We start from the raw sequence: 16,995 nt of genomic DNA, 5'->3' as shown, positions 1-16,995 counted from the left end.
CAATTCTTGCTTAAGATACAGGATATTTCAGCGATCGGTGGGGTTCAGACGGCCCTACGACATTGCGTTACAGCTAAGACGTCTTTCTGGACGTCCGCCGATTGGGATTGGGTGCCGGGTTGTGGCTGATATTCCGCAACGGTTCATCGTGAAGCTCGGCATCCGGTGGTTTCTCGGTCGCACGATCGGGCTTCGGTGTGCTGGCCATCAGACCCTCCCCCGCGCTCCTGTCAACATGATCGCGAAAGGATGTTTTCTAAAATGCTCGAGCAACGTCGCGCCGAGGCAGCGGCGATATCGATATCGCCGCTGCAACGCTTATTTTTCGGTCAGGCAGGCAACCATTGTCGAAGACCGGCCATCGGCGGCATCGCGTCTTCTTCCACCAGAATGTTCTTCTTCCTGGCGAATTGGATTACGACGCCGCGCGCCGTCTCTGCATCGATGTCGCCGGTCAATGCGGCTTTGCAGGCGCGGATGGCCGCCTTTTGCTCAGGACTGTTACCGCACCAATCGGTGACGAACTGATATGCGTCCACAACGGAGTTCAGCTGGCGCGGGAAGCCAAGCCCGACCCACACGCGCAGCGGCTTTTCGAAGGGTTGGGAAAGCATCGTTTCATACCTCCGCAACGCTCAGTCCGTCACGTCGATGGTCCGATACGTCGTCGACCTGGCATTCCAGGGTATCGCCGCAGAACTGCCAGCGAAGGCTGGGGCGCCTGTCCGCTTCGCAGTTTGGCACGTCGCGCTATGCCGGTGCCCGTGCCGGACCAACACCGGATTTTCGAATGTTTTCTCGCTCATAGAAACCTCCACTTCTTGAACGATTTCAGATGCTTGAGGATAATCTCCGCCGACTTTGGCAGCGATCACGAAAAATATGTGAAGGCCGATTTTCGCTGTCAAGGCCACACAATGCGGTCGGACGAGATTGATGAACGCGACGCGACATTTGCGACGAGAGAAAGCTACCAGCGGCTAGAACCGATCGATCATTCAAGAAGCTGTTTGGCCAGAACTACCTCAACAAGAGGTCGCCACCCGGTCATCCGCGCTGGTTTGTTTGCCAGATGGCTATGCTTCTGCCGGCGTGGCCTTTGTGCCCGCTAAGTTAGCCGGACGCGAACGCCGGATGCTTCGCTGCCTTTCGGTTCGACGTCACGCAGCTTGTCCTCCGACAGCGCTCCGACAACACAGTCCGCGAGACTGAACGCAATGAAGTCAGCTTCCAATCGTTCGGCGAGTTGATTCTCATCGAACGGCCTTTCGCTCCCCGGCGATGTCCACAGGATAAGACCCGACGCGTGCATCGGGAGCCACAATTCCCTTCGACGGCGCACCGCGAACCTGGTCAGCGGAAAACTGGCTGTAGCGCAAGGATGGCGGTATTAAACTTACAGAACGCCCTCCCGATCGGTCACCGTCACTGAGCAGGCGCGCAAACGCGATAATGGCTCACGGGCCGTGTACACCGCTAACGCCGATAGCCTGTTCTTCCTCCGAGTTTCGAAAGGGTCGCGCGACGGTCGCGGATGTGATCCGTTTCTGCAACCAGGGCCGTTTGTATCTAAGGCCCAAAAACCGGCATCCGAACATGCGCTGAGGGGCGGTAAGTCACCTGACCTTCAAGCCCCTCATAGACGAGGCCGCGATCGAGAAGGTGGTTTAAAGCGATCTCGGTGATCGTTGTCGCCAACAAGGCGCTCGGGCAAGCGTGGACGCCCACGCCAAACTCCATCGATTTCCTGTCGTCGCGAAACAACTCGAAGCGATCAGGGACGGGATTGAGAGCTGGATCGCGACTGGCTGCGGCCAAGGTGACGATGATCATTTCGTTCGCACGCATCGCTTGCCCGGCAACAATGCCATCGCTGGCCACGAAGCGAAGCGTGCTATGGGTGACCGGATCGAAGCGCAGAACCTCTTGAACAAACGCCATGAGCAATGATCGATCGCTGCGAACGGCGGCCGCCGCCTCAGCATGGCGCGCAAGCGCGACAAGGCTTGAGCCGATCAGCGCGGAGGTACCGGCAAAACCTTGTGCCATCAGCCCGATGCCATTGGCAATCACCATGCCAGCATCCAATCGGCCTGATAGGCTTGCTTGCCGTGACAGCATGGCAAGCAGCGAACCATCATCGTCAGGCAGGGCTGCCAACATGGTGCCAAACAGGTTGAGAAGCCGGGTCGAACTCTCGGCCCCTGCTTGCAAGATAGCGGGGGTCAATTGGGGAACGCCGGTGACGGCAGCTGTTGCTGCCGCCCCATAGTTACCCATCCAGCCTGCAACGTCCGAAAAGCTGGCTGGCGGAACTCCAAGCAGGGTCATGATGACCTGCGACGGCAAGGCCGTCGCGAACTGATTCAGCCCCTCAAGGTCTTCCTCTGGCCTGAGGATTGCCGCCAGCTTCTTCGCCAGATGACTGGTAAGATCCGCTATACGTTGTTGGCTCACACTTTCGAATACAGCCGCCACCGCGCTTTTCAGCGGGCAGTGGATTTCTCCATCGTTCATCCGCACGAGGCGGCTGAAAATCTCGGCCACGGGCGTTCCAACCAAGGGCTCGGGCACCCGGTTGACCAAAGGCCTGGTCAGACATAGCGGGCTGGTCAGCACGGCGTTCGCCGCCGCTGCGCTGACAGCGATCCACGGGCCCGCCACGCCCTCTCGATAAATCGGCTTGCCGGACACCAGACGTGCATAGAAGGGATAGGGATCGGCGTGGGACGGCGCCGCTCTCACATGAGCAGGCTCGCGGGGAATTCCTTTGCCCGGCTGTTTCACCACTTCGAATCTCCTCACAAGACCGCTTGATCGAGCAAGGGCTGAGCCGCGCATCCCGCAGCTTTCAGTCCACGCGCCAGATCCTGTTTGAGATCCTCGATGTCTTCGAGACCTATCTGCAGGCGGATCAACGCGCCGTCGAACGCTCTATCCGCGACGGTCCGATCCGCGAGATCCGCCTGCATGGCAAGGCTGCCATAACTGCCCCATGAATACCCCAGGCCGAATATCCTGAGTGCATCGAGAAATGCATGCGCCTGCGATGCGCTTGCCAGGACCATCGAGAATACCCCGCTCGCACCCGAGAAATCCCGTTTCCAGATGGCATGGTCGGGATGGCTAGAAAGAGCAGGATGGAGAACCCGCGCAATGCCAGGCTGATGTTCAAGCCATGAGGCGATCTCGATTGCGCTTTTCTGATGATGGGCCAGTCGCACGCCCATTGTCCGCAGGCCACGCAGTACCTGATAGCTATCATCGGGTGCGGCAGGAATGCCCAACGCCAGGAACATCTCCCACAGCCGCGGCCAGGTCGCGGCGTTCGCCGAGACCATACCAAGCAGCAGGTCGGCATGGCCGCCAGGATATTTCGTCGCTGCATGCACCGAAATATCGACACCGTGGTCGAGTGGCGTGAACAACAGCGGTGTCGCCCAGGTATTGTCCATCATGACAATGGCGTTGGCGGCATGAGCGGCACTGGAAATTGCCGGGATATCCTGCACTTCGAACGTGTTGGAGGCTGGCGACTCGGTGAAGACCACTTTGGTGTTGGACCGCAGCAGCCGTTTGATGCCGGCACCGATACGCGGCTCGTAGTATTCCACCTCGATGCCCATGCGCCTCAGGACAAGGTCGGCGAACTGGCGGGTCGGCGCATAGACGCAATCCGTGATCAGCACGTGGTCGCCTGCCGCAAGAAAGGCCATCATTGGCAAAGCGACAGCCGCCTGGCCAGACGGCACCAGGACAGTGCCGGCCGATCCCTCCAGCGTGTCGACTGCACGGCAAAGCGCATTGCTGGTCGGCGTTCCGAGGGTCGCATAGATGTATGGTTGGTCCCGTGTCGCCATCGTTCGGGCGTTCGGGAAAAGCACCGTCGATGCATGAACCACAGGTGGATTGACGAAACCGAAGTAACCATGGGGCTCATAGCCGATATGCGCCAGCTTCGTGTTCATGCCAGTTTTGGCGAAGCTTTCTCCATCAGCCATCATCCGGTCTCTCCGCAGTCACGCAACTGGAACTACAACTCTCAGCGCAACGGCGGCGCATATTGCAGACCGCCATTGACCCACAGCGCGTTGATGCCCCGCGCGATCTTCAACGGGCTGCCGGCTCCGAGATCGCGCTCGAAAACCTCGCCGTAATTGCCGACGTGGCTGACAATGCGGGCAACCCAGTCGCGGTCGAGACCAAGATCGGCGCCCAACTGGCTGCCGGCCTCCTGACCGAGCACCCGTTTGACTTCGGGACTGCCGTTGACTTTCATGTCGCCAACATTGGCCTGGGTAATGCCCAGTTCCTCCGCGGTCACCATCGCGTAGTGCGCCCAGCTCACCACATCGAACCATTTGTCGTCGCCCTGGCGGACTGCCGATCCAAGCGGTTCCTTGGAAATGACCTCGGGAAGGACGAGGTGCTCGGCTGGATTGGCGAGCGTCAGGCGCACGCTGTACAGCGCCGACTGGTCGATGGTGACGACGTCACAGCGACCGGCATCGTATGCGGACCTGATTTCCTCGAGTTTTTCAAAGACCACAGGATTGTACTCCATCCCATTGGCCTTGAAGTAGTCGGCAACGTTCAGTTCGCTGGTGGTGCCTGTTTGAACACAGACCGAAGCGCCCGTCAGTTGCCGGGCAGATTTTACTGCGGGCAACTTCCTGGAGTTGATCATGAAACCCTGGCCGTCATAATAATTGACGGCGCGGAAGTTGAGGCCAAGAGCCGTGTCACGACCCAGCGACCACGTGGTGTTGTACTGAAGAATATCGACCTCACCCGATTGGATGGCCGTGAACCGCTCCTTGGCCGACAAGGGGGCGAATTTCACTGCCTTGGGGTCATCGAAGATCGCGGCCGCGACGGCGCGACAAAGATCGACGTCGAGGCCTGACCACTCGCCTTTCTCATCTGGAGCAGAAAACCCGGGGACGCCCGTGCTGACGCCGCACTTGACGAAACCGGCGGCCTTGACGTTCTCGAGTGTGCCCGCGACCACCGGCATCGCAAGTGCAGTCAGCGGTACGGTGAGCAGCAGCTTCAGCAGTTTCATCATTCCATCCCCCTTTTCGTGGAACCCATGCGCGCGTCATTGGTCCGGCGTTGCGGTTTCTCAGCCGTGATATTTCGTCGGAATCGCCTTGTCGGAATTGCCTTGCGTGGATCGGCCGCCCGGCAGACCAAGCCGCTCTGGCTACCAGATCTGCCAGCGAGCGATCATCTGGAGAAGAGAGCGTTCAGTTCCTGCTGGCCGATCTGATCGGCAGCAAACTTGATGGTGCCTTCGTCGCACAACTCGCGGACGCTGCGGCGAACAAGGCCCAGTGCGGATCGCGCGATGCTGCCTCCAAGGCTCACGCGTTTCACGCCAATGTCGAGCAAGACAGGTACGCTCAAAGGAATGGTGCCCCAGCCGATGACGATGTTGACCGGCCCGGCGATTTCACGGACCAGGGTCTTGATGGTGTCGAGGTCATTGGGCCCGCAGGGGTAGACGCAGTCAGCCCCTGCCTCCAGATAGAGGTTGGCGCGCCTTATGGCCGTGCCCAGCGGATCGGCCATGCCGACAAGGAATGCGTCGATCTTGGCGTTCAGGACGAAGTCACCGCCGCTCGCCTCGATTGTGGCTTTTGCTGCCTTTATGCGTTCAACTGAAAGCACCTCTTCATAAAGGCCTTCGGCGCGCGGATTGTTGTCCTCGATATTTCCGCCTGCCAGGCCCACCGCCATGGCAAGACCAATGGTTTCGGCAACCGACTGGGGTTCGGCGCCATAGCCGTCTTCCAGGTCCCCATTGACCGGAAGCGGAACGGCCTCGACGATCTGCCGAAGCCGCTGGAACATTTCCTCGCGCGTCAGCACCGAGGCGGCATCGCGAATGTCAAAGTCGGGTTTGCCAAGCGAGAAGGCAATACCGGCGCTGGTGGTTCCGATCGCTGAGACGCCACCACTCGCTAGAACGACTGCACTTCCGGCATCCCAGGCGTTTGGCATGACGAAACCGCGCTCCGCCGCGTGAAGGGCCTTGAACGTTTTCACCTTTTCGATCTGGACGGCCATCATCGGATTTCCTCTGCAATTGGCGAGCGAGGACAGTCCTATTTGGCGCAACGGCATTCGTCCAATTTCTAATATTTGTCAGCCCCATAGATATCATTTATAGCAAACTCATGGATGGCGAAGCACTGAACACGTTTCTGATGGTCTACCGGCAGCGTGGCTTCTCCAATGCAGCTCGCGCTTTGAACCGCACCCAGCCGGCCATCTCGCACCGGATCAGCCTGCTTGAGCAGGAGCTCGGCATGTCGCTCTTCGAGCGCACGTCCAACGGCATTGCGCTCAGCCAAGCGGGACGCGTCCTGCTACCTTATGCCGAGCGCGCGCTTGCGGCCCTCCAGGATGCCGAGACGGCTGTAAGTGCCCTCAAGACCGAGAATGCCGGCCCCTTGTCGCTGGCGGTGGTCGGCACCCTGGCAAGCACAAGCCTGACCAGCATCTTGAAGCGTTTCGCCGCCGATTGTCCGTCCGTGGACCTGGCGTTGCAGACGACGCGCAGCACGGAAGTGAGCGATCTGGTGCGGCGCGGCGAAGCCACCATCGGCATTCGCTACGACCGCGACCGTTCGCCTGACCTGCATTACGAACGCCTTGGCCTTGAAAAGATGGCGGTCGCCTGCTCCATGGACCATGAGCTGGCCGGCCGTTCGATCAAGTCGCTCGCTGAACTCGTCAGCGAGCGTTGGCTAGCCTTTCCGGAAATCCCAGGGCAACGCGAGATCTGGGCGTCGCACGTGTTCAGCGTCTTCCAGACGTTTGGTCTCGGCGAAATCGAATGGACCCCTGTCGACAGCCTGACCGCGCAGAAGCGGCTCGTCGAGGCAGGATTTGGGCTCGCATTGATGACGGAAAGCGCTGTCGCCGAAGAGCGGGCGGCGGGCACGCTCGCCACGATCGATGTAAGGGATTTGACGCTCACCATCCCGATCTTTCTGGTTACGCGCCGTGACGGATTCCTGAGCGTGGCAGCCAACAGGCTGCGCGATTCGTTGAAGTCCGATTACCTCGGACACTATGAAGTTTCTGCTGTTTGACGAGGAACCTGATAACTGGAAGATGAGTTCTTTTCTACTTTTTCGAAAGCCCTGCCCGACCGGTCAAGGTTGGCATCTGCAATTGGCCAAGTTACGCTTCCGTCACCGGTTCGGCTTTTGACGGTACCGAGGTCGCTGAACGCGAACGACGGATGCTTCTCTGCCTTTTTGGTTTGTCCTGACGCGGCTTTTCGTCTGACAGCGCTGCGACGACACAGTCCACCAGGCTGAATGCTATGAAGTCGGCCTCCAGTCTGTCGGCGAGATCCTTCTCGTCGAACGGCTGCTCACTCCCGGGCGACGTCCACAGGACGAGACCGATGCGGGCATGAGGGGCCAGACGCCGCAGGCGCCGCACTGCGAATCTGGAATATTTCAGGGAGTCGGGGTTCAAAAAGCCTAAGACGATGGAATTGCGCCCCTCCAGCGGCAGGCTGCGCATTCTGGCTGCAACGAGGTCGCGGTGGCCGACCGCCTCGCATTCGGCCCCTTCGATGGAAATGACCTGCGCCAGTATCACGGCCGCAACGTCGTCCAGCTCGCTATGCCCGCCGATGCAGAGAACCGATTTGCCGGAACCGTCCGGAAGATCGATGTCGAACTCGTCTTCCCCCTCCTCATCGGTCTTGCTTGCGGCTTTGCTATCCTTGCCCTCTTCCTGATGGTCTTGCTGGTCTTCCTCTTCTTCCGTTGCGATCTCATTCAGATTGGCTACGACTTCGCGTGCATTTTCGGCGAGGTCCGCCAATTGGCTCTTTGTCAGTGCTCCCCGGGCCCGATCCTGTTCGCCGAGCAACAGAGCCGGTATGCTGACGGCAGCGTGATACTCAATCAGGTATTTCTCCTCGAGCATCTGTTCAGCGTTGTCGGTGGCCTCATCGAGATCATCCGCCAGCAGGCGCTGATACAGGCGTTCGTAAGGATCGAGCACCGGCTCATCGCCGAGCAGGATCTGAAGGAACTCGAACTGAGGCACGTGCCGGCCCAGCACGACCAGGCAAACCGTCAATGGCGTTGAAAGCACCAATCCTATCGGACCCCAAAGCCATGCCCAAAACACCGCTGCAACGATGATCGCGAGCGGCGACAGCCCGGTGCGGGAGCCGTAAAGCCAAGGCTCGACGACATTGTTGCTCAAGAGCTCAAGCAAGATGAACAATCCGGCCGTCCAGATCAGCAACGACCAGTCGGGAGCCACCGCGAACGCCAGGAACAGGGGGATCACCGCTGCAATGACCGGCCCGATATAGGGTACGAAGCGGAAAACGATGGCGAGCATGCCCCATAACAAGGCGTTGGGAATGCCGAGAAGCCACAGGCCTGCCGCCAAGGGCACGCCAAAGGTGATGTTCACAACCAGCTGCATCAGCAGGTATTTGCCGACGCGGCTGCCTGCGTCCTGCAAAGCCTGCGTGGTTCGATGAAGATCGCTGTAGCCGACAAGGCGAATGAAGCGATCGCGCAGCTCTTCGCGCTCGAGCAGCATGAAGATCACGATGACGATCACGAGGCCGGTCGTGGCCAAGGGGCCAATCAAAGGTTCGATAATGTTCCGCAACGTCTCGATGGGACGCTGGGGAGAAAATATCTGAACCAGCAATGGCGTCTGCTCGCCCTCAGAGGGCGCGTTTGCTTTGGCCGCAGTGGAAGCGGATTCATTGATTTCGGTGTTGACGCGCTCGAACACACGCCCGAGGCGGCTGATGATGCCGTCCTCCGATCCGGTTTCTTTCAAGATCCGGATCTTCTCCACGATGTTGTATTGGTACTTCGGGATATCCTGCGCGACCTGGCTGACCTGGGCAGCCAGGATGAGGCTGAAGATCGAGATGACCGCGAAGGCGCAGGCAACGGCCCCGATCACAGCCGCCAGCCGCGGCAGCTTCATTTTCCGGAGGAAGGAGACGATCGGAGCCAGTGCAAATGTCAGCAGCACCGCGATCGCCAGCGGGAGCAGCAACTCCTTTGCCTCATAAAGAACCACGATCGCGGCGATCACCGTGGCAACAGTCGCGAGTCGGGCAGTCATGTACGAAGACGAAATCATGTGGTTGAGCTTCGCCATTATGGTGCGTGAGCCATTCCTAACATGAAACGGCCGACGGACTGTATGAGTGATATTAGGTTGCCCTGGATGGCATAGGCATATCGTCTATTGGATGCGCTTCCCTCCTCCGAAGGGTTGAAATCGTTTGAACGAACTGGCGGATCGTCCGTTCTAAGCAAGCCGGATAGTTTCGGTGTTGCCCACCAAACGAGGAAGTCCCATGAAGCCTTTCGCGAAACCCGTTTCCATTTTTGTCGGCCTTGGATTTCCACGCGATGTGGAAACCGTCGAAGAGGCCTTTGAAATCCTCAACGAATGGGTCGGTTCGCGAAGCCCGACGCACGAGCAGGCTCTGTCTGCAGTTCGTGCAGCTCTCACCGAAGGCAGTGTACCTCTGGCACGCCTCGCATTCGAAGCCTTCACCAAGAAAACGGGCATCCTCGCGCCCGACGCAATGGAATTGGCGGCGGCAAAAGCTGCCGATGAATGGCTGTCAGCGTGATCGAGCTTGCTGCCCGCAACAAGCAGCCAGGCTCACCATTATCAATCGATGCAAAGCGCCGTCGTTTTTCACCGTGAAGTGGACCGCCGGTCATGAAACCATTCAAAGTGGAGTGGACGAAGAAAGCTGCCGATGCGTTGAGGGCGCAGGTACGGTCGTATCGGTTCCCCGATCAGCCCGGCGACAGCGGCTGGTCTCACGGCTGCGATGCCCGAACGCTGCGCGATCTCTGTGCCTATTGGGCGGGTGAATTTGATTTCGAAGCCATGGTGCGAGAACTCAACCGCTTTGCGCAATTCACGGCGGAAATCGAGGGGCAGACACTCCACTTCGTTCACGTCAGGGGCGAGGCTGATGGCAAGCGCCCTCTCCTGCTCATCCATGGCTGGCCGGGCTCGACCTATGAGTTCTGGCCTGCAGTCGAGGCGCTGGCTTTTCCGTCTCGCAATGGCGGCCACGCTGACGATGCGTTCGACGTCATCATCCCATCGCTACCGGGATACGGCTTTTCCGGGAGACCCAGACACTTGATGGCTCCGCCACGCATCGGAACCTTGTTCGATCGCCTGATGCGCGAGGTTTTGGGATATGACCGTTACCTCGTCCATGGGACCGACTGGGGAGTGCTGATCGGTGCATGGATGGCGCTGGACCATGCCCAGTCGCTTCGCGGACTGCATATTGATTATCTCGGAACCGTTCCCGAGGACGCCCCTGTCGACGAAACAGAACGACGCTGGTTTCAGCTTTATGCCGATCGCGATAAGCAGCTCGGAGCGTATTCGCACCTTCAAGCAACACGGGTGCAGTCGCTTGCTTATGCAATGCACGGCCAGCCGGTAGCCCAGGCTGCGTGGATACTCGAGCGGTTCCACGACTGGGCAGATCTGCACGGGCAACCGCTGCTTGAAACCTTCAGTCGCGACAGGTTGCTGACCAGCGTCATGCTTTATGTGATGACCGATACGTTCGTGACATCGACTTGGCTCTACACCGCATCGGAAAAAGCAAACAGCAGGGTACTGCCGAAAGGGCGGCGGATCGAGGTACCAACGGGCTATGCGTGTTGGCCAGACCCGCGACATCCAGCCCCGCCACGCTCTCTTGTCGAGCGCGCGTGCAATCTGATGCATTGGGGCGAGCACTCCCGTGGCGGCCACTTTCCCCCGACTGAACAGCCTGACGCCTTCGTCGGCGATTTACGGGCCTGGGCCGACAAGATCACCGCGTGATTTCCTCGTCCATTCGTTCGGCGAGCATCCGGGAACCGGGACAGGTAAGGCGCAACAGTCGCTGGTCACCCATCAGGCGAGCGCCCACTCAGGATCGGTTGCCGAAACAACGCCCCTGTCCAATTGCGTCGCCAACTTTGCCCAGGCTTCATCCTGCGTGAAGCTGTTCATCGCCCCGCACGCGTCCATCAAGGCGAGATCGCCGCACTTGCCGATCAGGGCGTCGCTTTTCCTCGAGCCTCCATGACCAAGCAATTCGCTGGGAGAGGTGCTGTCGTCAAGGACCCGGTGTCCCCACGCTCCCGGCAGATCGTCTAACTCCATGGCTTGTCGAAGTTCCGCATCGACGCCAAGAGCATCGATCGCACGCACCACCACATAGCGCATCAGAGGATAGTAAATGGGCTGATGGCTCCCGCCGAGTACCCGCACGCCAGGCAGGATCGCCAACACCAGGAAAGCAAGGAACATGTTCGGGACGAGACTGCGGTTCAGCAGCTTCTCGACGAGTTCGGCCGGCTCGAAGGGCACCACCCTTGCACCCGTATCCTGGTGAACCAGGTCACGTCCTACCAAACGAAGGGGCAGGCGTTTGCCATTTTCATACGCCCAGAAAAAATCGGTACCACGGGTGAACCAGCCGGCCCAAGCACCTGCGGCCAAATGGTCCATGATCTCCAAGATGCTCGATGCCATCTTGGGACTTTCCACCAGTCGCGTGCGCAGCCAGGAAGAACGCTCCGACAGGTGATCCGCCACCAGCTCCGCACCATCTTCATCGTCGAGTTGCAGGAAAGTGAAACGATTTCCAAACAGCCGCGGCCATAGCGACAGGTTCGCCGCCTTGATGGCCTGAGCGGGCCGCTCGAACTGCGCTTCTGGAAGAAGGTTGCGCAGATAGAGCAGTGCGTCGCCCTGCTCGCCGTCGTCCATGGATGCCAGTTCGAAGCGGTAAGGTCCGTTCCCCGTGAGCAGGCTGTAGCCGATCATGCGACTTCGACTGAGACCAAAGACGTTGATGGCCCTGCCATCGACGGTCAGCCAGCCGGGTCCTTTACGCGCTCGTTCCACCAAGCTCATCGTCGAAACCGCGTAGGAGACGTAGCTCAAGCTATTGTGGGCGGACAGCCCTAAGAGGCTGAAGACGTGCGTGTAGAAGGCCTCGGGTTCGAGAAGGAGGAGCAGATGCGGCCCGGTCTGCAGCACACGACGTTCGTTGAAGTCCCTGCAGACTTCAGCCGCAGTTTCGGCCGGCAGCCCGGCTCGGATTGCGGCCTTTTTCATGACGGCAAGCAGTTTGTGCAGGGCCATGGTCCGACATTCTGGCGAGGTCGTCCGGGCCGGAGCAGTATAAAGGCGAGATGCATAGTCCCGAAGCGGGCGCGGATAGAACGGCTTCATCCACGGATAGAGCGCGGCCAGCTTTTCGACGATCGCCGCTTTTTTCTCGATGTCGTTTGCTAGGCTGTCCACCTCACGATTTGCCCTTCTCTTGCGGTTGTCGATGGAAGACGGTCAACACGGAAATACCGATGAGCAGAATCACGCCGAAGCCGAAGAAAATCATTGAAGGAACGGCTCGATCTCCCACCGCGGCAACGACTGCGAAGACCATGAGGCTCAGCGCCACGGCGACACTGTGCATCACGCCTTTCGCCCTGCCGAGTGAAGCAGCGGCGACACGCGACTGAAACGCAACTTCAACGCTCACGCGTCCCAGATTGTAGAGGAAACCGACGGATGCAAAAAGCAGTGTCGTCCATGGCGTGTGCGAATACCGCAATGTGATGAACATCAGCGCGATCGTGCCCAATAGACACAGATGTTGCCTGTCGGCGCTGATCCTTGGCCGTACCGCCGCCAAGGAGACGGCACCCAGCAACGAACCAATCGACCATGCCGCCTCGAGCACGCCGAAATCCGCTGCAGTGCCTTTCAGCTCGGCGAAAACGAAGCTGGATCCCATCACGCTGAAAAGCACGGCACTTGAGTAGAAAAGCGCGTAGGCGACAACCAGCCGTCGGAAGCCTGGTTTGACCTCCAGGACCGTTGTCAACTGTGGGCGACAACCGCGCGACGCAGTCGACGTGTTCGTGGAGGCCACTATGATTGCGGCGAACAGAAAGGAGGTGGCGAGCACGGCGAAGGGCACTGCCGAAGCATACCCGCCCAGCAGCATTCCGATGAGAAGCGCCGCGCCGAAATTGCCAGTCTGCATGACAACGACGACGATCGAATTCCAGGTTGCGCTGTCACGGCCAGCGACGATTGCCGGTATCATCGACTGGCCGGAGGTTAGCGCGACGCGGTCGCAGAAGGAAAACAACACTGCGGACATGCACATCGCCGGCAGAGCAGCGACGTTCGGGAGCGCAGACGCTGTTGCCAAGCTTACAATGAAGCGTCCAAGGTCTGCCATCGCCTGCAACCGACGCCTGTTGAAGCGATCGGCCAGCAAGCCGGCAACGGGACTGAGGATAAACTCCGTCGCGCTGACGATCGCAAGAAAAACCGCGAGGCCGGCACTTCCGTAGCCACGTTCCGCCAGGATCCAGGATGCCGTGAGAAAATAGCCGTTGCGGCCGAATGCGCCCAACGCCGCGCTGAAGAGAAGGCCATACCGCGACGGACCTGAAAGTCGGCCGATCGTCTTGCGGGCAGGTCGGCACGGGCTCCTGATTGACATGGTTGCCCCCAGTTGCCCCATTGGTGGCACAACTGCGGCGGGCGTCGCTTCCACATGCTATTCCAATTTGCCGGAACTTGCTGAAAAAGCGCCCGTGCAACGCTAGGTCTGGCACAGATTTCGGAACTCTGTCGGCGTCACGCCAAACGCCCGCTTGAATGCGGTCGTGAAATGGCTGGAGCTTCCGAAATTGCACTCCAGTGCGATCTGCGTCGCCGACAAGGTGGTCGTTCGCAGCATTTCCGATGACTTTTCCAGACGGCGCGTTGCCATGAAAGCGTATGGCGTCATCCCGGTCGATTGCTTGAAGGCGCGCCAGAAATGGAAGCGGCTGAGCCCAACCGCATTGGCCAGGTCTGGCAGTGTTGGCGTCCTGTTCGATGTGTCGATCATCTCAAGTGTATGCTTGAGATCGAAGGACGAGAGGCCACCCTTGGCAGGGTTATGCGGGAAGCCGTTCATGCGGGCCATCTGCACGATGAGCTGCATGGCCTGGCTTTCGACCATTGTCACGCTGAGCGGATCTGGATGGGTGACCTCCATCGCAATGCGTTGCAAGGCCATTTCAACGGCACTGTTTCTGAAACCGATGGCGGGCCGTGGATTGGGCAGACGATGCCGCATCTTTTCGGCAAACACATCGACCGCGAGATCTTGTTGAACCGACACCAGAAGATAGGCTGCCGTTGCTTCGCCTTCATCCCACCCGAGCCACTCACTGCCTGGTGGAACGTAGATCAACGACCCTGCGCGCCGAGGCGCGAACGGCAGCCGTCGGCCATCAACGACATCCTCACCATGTGACACCGCACCTTGCAGGTTGACAATGAAAACATGGCTTGAGCGGGCAAGACTTGTTTCCTGCCGCTCAAGCCCCGTCCGCTTGATGAGGTCGGCGCGCACCCTGCCCCAATCCTCAAAATGATGGACGAAACTGCGTTGGCGGGATCGCCTGATAAGTCGCGGATCGAGGCAAACTATTTCTCCCACAAGAAAGCTCTCCCGCTTGCGTAGAAATCGCAGTGCAGGGAGATGTGGAGAACTCTGGGTTATTCGACAACTAAAAAATAACTCAGGGTAGGCAGAACATGTGACCTTTTCGAAAAGCCTGCAATTACAGGAAAGCGATTTCTATTTTCCAGGTCTACCAGCAGCCTCAGCCATTGCTTGACCGAGCCGAAATACTCAACGGCTCCAGGTTTTTTGAAGGTTCTTCCGGTCGGGCTTTCGGCATCTCACCGCTCTATCGACTGCGAGGAGGCGAGTTGGAATGCGAGGTCTCGACGACTTCCTGGCCGAGTGCGATCGCGGCCCACGTATCAACGAACTGAGTGGCTTCTTCGGTTCGACCGCAGCAGGCAGGAGTGGAAAGCCTGTCCGAAAGCCGATGGCTGACACCCGCCTGCTTCCGCATGAAGATCTGCTTCGCACGCTGGTTGCCTTGCATGCGACACGGCAAGGCCATTTCGATCAGCATTACCACAGCAGCATTCCCTACAGGCTGGAAGAAGAGTGCCGGATGGCGCATGCGGTCTTGAAATACGCGCTTCAACGCTCGGTCCCGCTCACCCTCTACAGCCTTGGAACGGCAGAGGGAACAATGGCCAGGACCTTATCGGAACTCGCCGGTGGGCACATCGAAACGCTCTCATGCAGCCCGAATCCGGAGAACCATGAGTGTTTCCTCGCTTATGGCGAGCCACCTCATGCCGAGTTCTTTGTCGGCCCCTTTCACCGGCTTACCAAGGATGTGCTGCAGGGAGCCCCGCGCCTGACCAAATTCGCGAACGGGTTTGATCTCATCCTGGAAGACACCACCTTCCAGATGTACTCCCCGAACAGGGCGAAACAGATCGAATATGTCGGTCAGCACCTGAAGGAAGACGGCATCTTCGTCTTCGTGGAGAAGTTCCGCACGCAGGACGTGGATGAATACGTGCGGCGCGAAAACCAGAAAGATCATGGCTTCAAGGCGCGCTACTTCCCGCCGGACGAAATCGAACGGAAAAAATCCCTGGTGCTCGACTCCATGTTCAACAACGAAGTGTCGCTGGCGCAGATGTCGCATGCGATCCGCTCGCAGTTCAGATACTGCGCGATGACGTGGAACAGCGGGAATTTCTACAGCCTTGCCGCGAGCAATGCGAAGGATAACCTGGATCGTTATCTGCGCCAGATGGAAGAGCCTGCCATTCCGCACGAATATGTCTACGACACCACGCTGCCGCGTGATCCCGCTGACGACGTTGCAACCGAACAGGTGCGTTAGGATCTGGAGCGGTGCACCACATGAGCAACGCCCTGCGCCGCCTCGACTGTGTTTTCACGGCGGCCGACCATGGCAGTCTGCGGCAGGCGGCGAAGGTCCTGCGGGTGAGAGAGTCCAGCGTAAGCCGCAACATCGTGGCGCTCGAACAGCATCTCGACGTCAAGCTTTTTCATCGTCACGTGCATGGTGTCCATCTCACCCAAGCTGGCCAGGCATGGGTCGCGGCGGCGCGCGGTCACTATGAGGGATTGCGAGACGTGCTGACCGCAGAGCACATGCCCAAAGGGGACACCAGGACGTTGCGGATCGGATTGTCCACGCTCGCCGGGCGAAAATTCCTGACGGCCACGATCCGCCGCTTCGTCGACCTCTATCCCGATGTGGCCGTTAACATCGAGGATATCGAGCAAGAGCCGGCAATGGCGGCGCTGCGTCGACGACAGATCGACATCGTCTTCACCTCTGCCGTCATGTCCGACGGGACTTGTGCCAAAGGAGTTTTCGAGCGTGAGCGGCTGTGTGTCCTGCTGTCAGCCAGTCATCCGCTTGGCCGAACACCATCTGTGAGCTGGGCGGATCTGGCGCGCGAACACCTGCTGGTCTCGCCACCACAACACAGCCAGGTGTGCGCCCTGCTCGCTGCCGCTGGCGTTGACAAGGCGCCGTCGCTTCGCCCGTGCAGCGGCAGCGATGCAACGCTCGTCCAGAAGGTACAGCTGGGCCAGGGCATCACCCTGGCCGAGGAAAGCGCCTGTTCGATCGCGCCTGAGTTCACGATCTGGAAATCTCTCCACGGCCCGGCAAGCGTCGCGCAGGTCAACGCGGTGTGGTTGGAATCCAATCCCAAGCGCGCACTGTTGCGCTTTGTGGCCATGGCAAGGAGACAGGTGAATCCGAAGCTGCGACAAACCTGACATGTCTAGTCCGGCATCGTTGCCGGTACAGCGCGTCTGGCTTTTGCAAAGCCCCTGTCCGTGGCCATGAACCGCTCAAGCATCGCGACAATGAGGCGGACGGGTTCGGGGGGCGATTGCCTGGTTTCCTTGGCAAGGAGATCGGCGTAGGCCGCGAGGTCACGATACAGCGCGGCGGGCAATTCGACGGTGAGCTTTACGGGCTTGTCATCGGCCAGGGCCCCGAGTTTCAGCTTTGCCAT

Annotated in this window: 15 protein-coding genes; 5 read left to right on the top strand and 10 right to left on the bottom strand. The window is 59.3% G+C overall.

Annotation, left to right across the window (positions count from 1 at the left end; translation table 11 throughout):
• Positions 1 to 329: 329 nt before the first annotated feature.
• The 5 genes from C1M53_RS15485 to C1M53_RS15465 form a co-directional block, all read right to left on the bottom strand.
• Positions 330 to 614 (bottom strand): DUF982 domain-containing protein, encoded by a 285-nt coding sequence (locus C1M53_RS15485; protein WP_129413047.1) that lies wholly within the window; start codon positions 612 to 614, stop codon positions 330 to 332.
• 955 nt (positions 615 to 1,569) lie between these two features.
• On the bottom strand, positions 1,570 to 2,790 hold the full coding sequence (locus C1M53_RS15480) for a cytochrome P450 (RefSeq protein ID WP_165358148.1): 1,221 nt from the start codon (positions 2,788 to 2,790) through the stop codon (positions 1,570 to 1,572).
• Positions 2,791 to 2,801: 11 nt separating this feature from the next.
• A complete protein-coding gene (locus C1M53_RS15475; protein ID WP_129413045.1) occupies positions 2,802 to 4,004 on the bottom strand; it encodes a cystathionine beta-lyase in 1,203 nt (400 codons plus the stop codon).
• A 38-nt stretch (positions 4,005 to 4,042) separates the two neighbouring features.
• Positions 4,043 to 5,065: an amino acid ABC transporter substrate-binding protein gene (locus tag C1M53_RS15470; RefSeq protein WP_245488607.1), complete on the bottom strand. Its 1,023-nt coding sequence runs from the start codon at positions 5,063 to 5,065 to the stop codon at positions 4,043 to 4,045.
• 164 nt (positions 5,066 to 5,229) lie between these two features.
• Entirely contained in the window at positions 5,230 to 6,075 is an 846-nt protein-coding gene (locus C1M53_RS15465; protein ID WP_207213112.1) for an isocitrate lyase/phosphoenolpyruvate mutase family protein, read from the bottom strand.
• A gap of 107 nt (positions 6,076 to 6,182) precedes the next feature.
• Between C1M53_RS15465 and C1M53_RS15460 the strand changes: the two genes are divergently transcribed.
• Positions 6,183 to 7,103, top strand: a complete 921-nt coding sequence (locus C1M53_RS15460; RefSeq protein WP_129413043.1) for a LysR family transcriptional regulator — start codon at positions 6,183 to 6,185, stop codon at positions 7,101 to 7,103.
• A 91-nt stretch (positions 7,104 to 7,194) separates the two neighbouring features.
• Here the strand turns inward: C1M53_RS15460 and C1M53_RS15455 are convergent, their stop codons facing one another.
• Positions 7,195 to 9,168: an AI-2E family transporter gene (locus C1M53_RS15455; protein WP_129413042.1), complete on the bottom strand. Its 1,974-nt coding sequence runs from the start codon at positions 9,166 to 9,168 to the stop codon at positions 7,195 to 7,197.
• A gap of 202 nt (positions 9,169 to 9,370) precedes the next feature.
• Here C1M53_RS15455 and C1M53_RS15450 point away from each other — a divergent pair, with 202 nt between their 5' ends.
• Together C1M53_RS15450 and C1M53_RS15445 are read left to right on the top strand one after the other, a co-directional pair.
• Positions 9,371 to 9,652, top strand: coding sequence for a DUF982 domain-containing protein (locus tag C1M53_RS15450; protein WP_129413041.1), 282 nt, complete (start codon positions 9,371 to 9,373; stop codon positions 9,650 to 9,652).
• 92 nt (positions 9,653 to 9,744) lie between these two features.
• Positions 9,745 to 10,884 (top strand): epoxide hydrolase family protein, encoded by a 1,140-nt coding sequence (locus tag C1M53_RS15445; protein ID WP_129413040.1) that lies wholly within the window; start codon positions 9,745 to 9,747, stop codon positions 10,882 to 10,884.
• A gap of 72 nt (positions 10,885 to 10,956) precedes the next feature.
• On the opposite strand, the gene C1M53_RS15440 is transcribed toward C1M53_RS15445, so the two are convergent.
• The 3 genes from C1M53_RS15440 to C1M53_RS15430 form a co-directional block, all read right to left on the bottom strand.
• Positions 10,957 to 12,357 (bottom strand): hypothetical protein, encoded by a 1,401-nt coding sequence (locus C1M53_RS15440; RefSeq protein ID WP_129413039.1) that lies wholly within the window; start codon positions 12,355 to 12,357, stop codon positions 10,957 to 10,959.
• A 1-nt stretch (position 12,358) separates the two neighbouring features.
• Positions 12,359 to 13,570 carry an MFS transporter gene (locus C1M53_RS15435; RefSeq protein ID WP_165358147.1) on the bottom strand — a complete coding sequence of 404 codons (1,212 nt, stop codon included), beginning with the start codon at positions 13,568 to 13,570 and terminating at the stop codon, positions 12,359 to 12,361.
• Positions 13,571 to 13,672: 102 nt separating this feature from the next.
• A complete protein-coding gene (locus C1M53_RS15430) occupies positions 13,673 to 14,473 on the bottom strand; it encodes a helix-turn-helix transcriptional regulator (RefSeq protein WP_245488561.1) in 801 nt (266 codons plus the stop codon).
• A gap of 367 nt (positions 14,474 to 14,840) precedes the next feature.
• Between C1M53_RS15430 and C1M53_RS15425 the strand changes: the two genes are divergently transcribed.
• Positions 14,841 to 15,839, top strand: a complete 999-nt coding sequence (locus C1M53_RS15425; RefSeq protein ID WP_129413037.1) for a class I SAM-dependent methyltransferase — start codon at positions 14,841 to 14,843, stop codon at positions 15,837 to 15,839.
• A gap of 20 nt (positions 15,840 to 15,859) precedes the next feature.
• Positions 15,860 to 16,753, top strand: coding sequence for a LysR family transcriptional regulator (locus tag C1M53_RS15420; protein WP_129413036.1), 894 nt, complete (start codon positions 15,860 to 15,862; stop codon positions 16,751 to 16,753).
• Between the two features lie 5 nt (positions 16,754 to 16,758).
• Here the strand turns inward: C1M53_RS15420 and C1M53_RS15415 are convergent, their stop codons facing one another.
• A complete protein-coding gene (locus C1M53_RS15415) occupies positions 16,759 to 16,995 on the bottom strand; it encodes a DUF2274 domain-containing protein (protein ID WP_129413035.1) in 237 nt (78 codons plus the stop codon).

It is taken from the genome of Mesorhizobium sp. Pch-S (genome assembly GCF_004136315.1).
Classification (GTDB): domain Bacteria; phylum Pseudomonadota; class Alphaproteobacteria; order Rhizobiales; family Rhizobiaceae; genus Mesorhizobium.
Note: the sequence above shows the minus strand (reverse complement) of the source record. Positions and strands in the feature narration are given on the sequence as shown.

Bases quoted from the DNA above. Each gene is read 5' to 3' on its own strand.
- C1M53_RS15445 (WP_129413040.1), top strand. From the start codon at position 9,745: ATGAAACCATTCAAAGTGGAGTGGACGAAGAAAGCTGCCGATGCGTTG.
- C1M53_RS15455 (WP_129413042.1), bottom strand. From the start codon at position 9,168: ATGGCGAAGCTCAACCACATGATTTCGTCTTCGTACATGACTGCCCGA.
- C1M53_RS15470 (WP_245488607.1), bottom strand. From the start codon at position 5,065: ATGAAACTGCTGAAGCTGCTGCTCACCGTACCGCTGACTGCACTTGCG.
- C1M53_RS15435 (WP_165358147.1), bottom strand. From the start codon at position 13,570: ATGTCAATCAGGAGCCCGTGCCGACCTGCCCGCAAGACGATCGGCCGA.
- C1M53_RS15415 (WP_129413035.1), bottom strand. From the start codon at position 16,995: ATGGCAAAGCTGAAACTCGGGGCCCTGGCCGATGACAAGCCCGTAAAG.
- C1M53_RS15475 (WP_129413045.1), bottom strand. From the start codon at position 4,004: ATGATGGCTGATGGAGAAAGCTTCGCCAAAACTGGCATGAACACGAAG.
- C1M53_RS15420 (WP_129413036.1), top strand. From the start codon at position 15,860: ATGAGCAACGCCCTGCGCCGCCTCGACTGTGTTTTCACGGCGGCCGAC.
- C1M53_RS15465 (WP_207213112.1), bottom strand. From the start codon at position 6,075: ATGATGGCCGTCCAGATCGAAAAGGTGAAAACGTTCAAGGCCCTTCAC.
- C1M53_RS15460 (WP_129413043.1), top strand. From the start codon at position 6,183: ATGGATGGCGAAGCACTGAACACGTTTCTGATGGTCTACCGGCAGCGT.
- C1M53_RS15485 (WP_129413047.1), bottom strand. From the start codon at position 614: ATGCTTTCCCAACCCTTCGAAAAGCCGCTGCGCGTGTGGGTCGGGCTT.
- C1M53_RS15425 (WP_129413037.1), top strand. From the start codon at position 14,841: ATGCGAGGTCTCGACGACTTCCTGGCCGAGTGCGATCGCGGCCCACGT.
- C1M53_RS15450 (WP_129413041.1), top strand. From the start codon at position 9,371: ATGAAGCCTTTCGCGAAACCCGTTTCCATTTTTGTCGGCCTTGGATTT.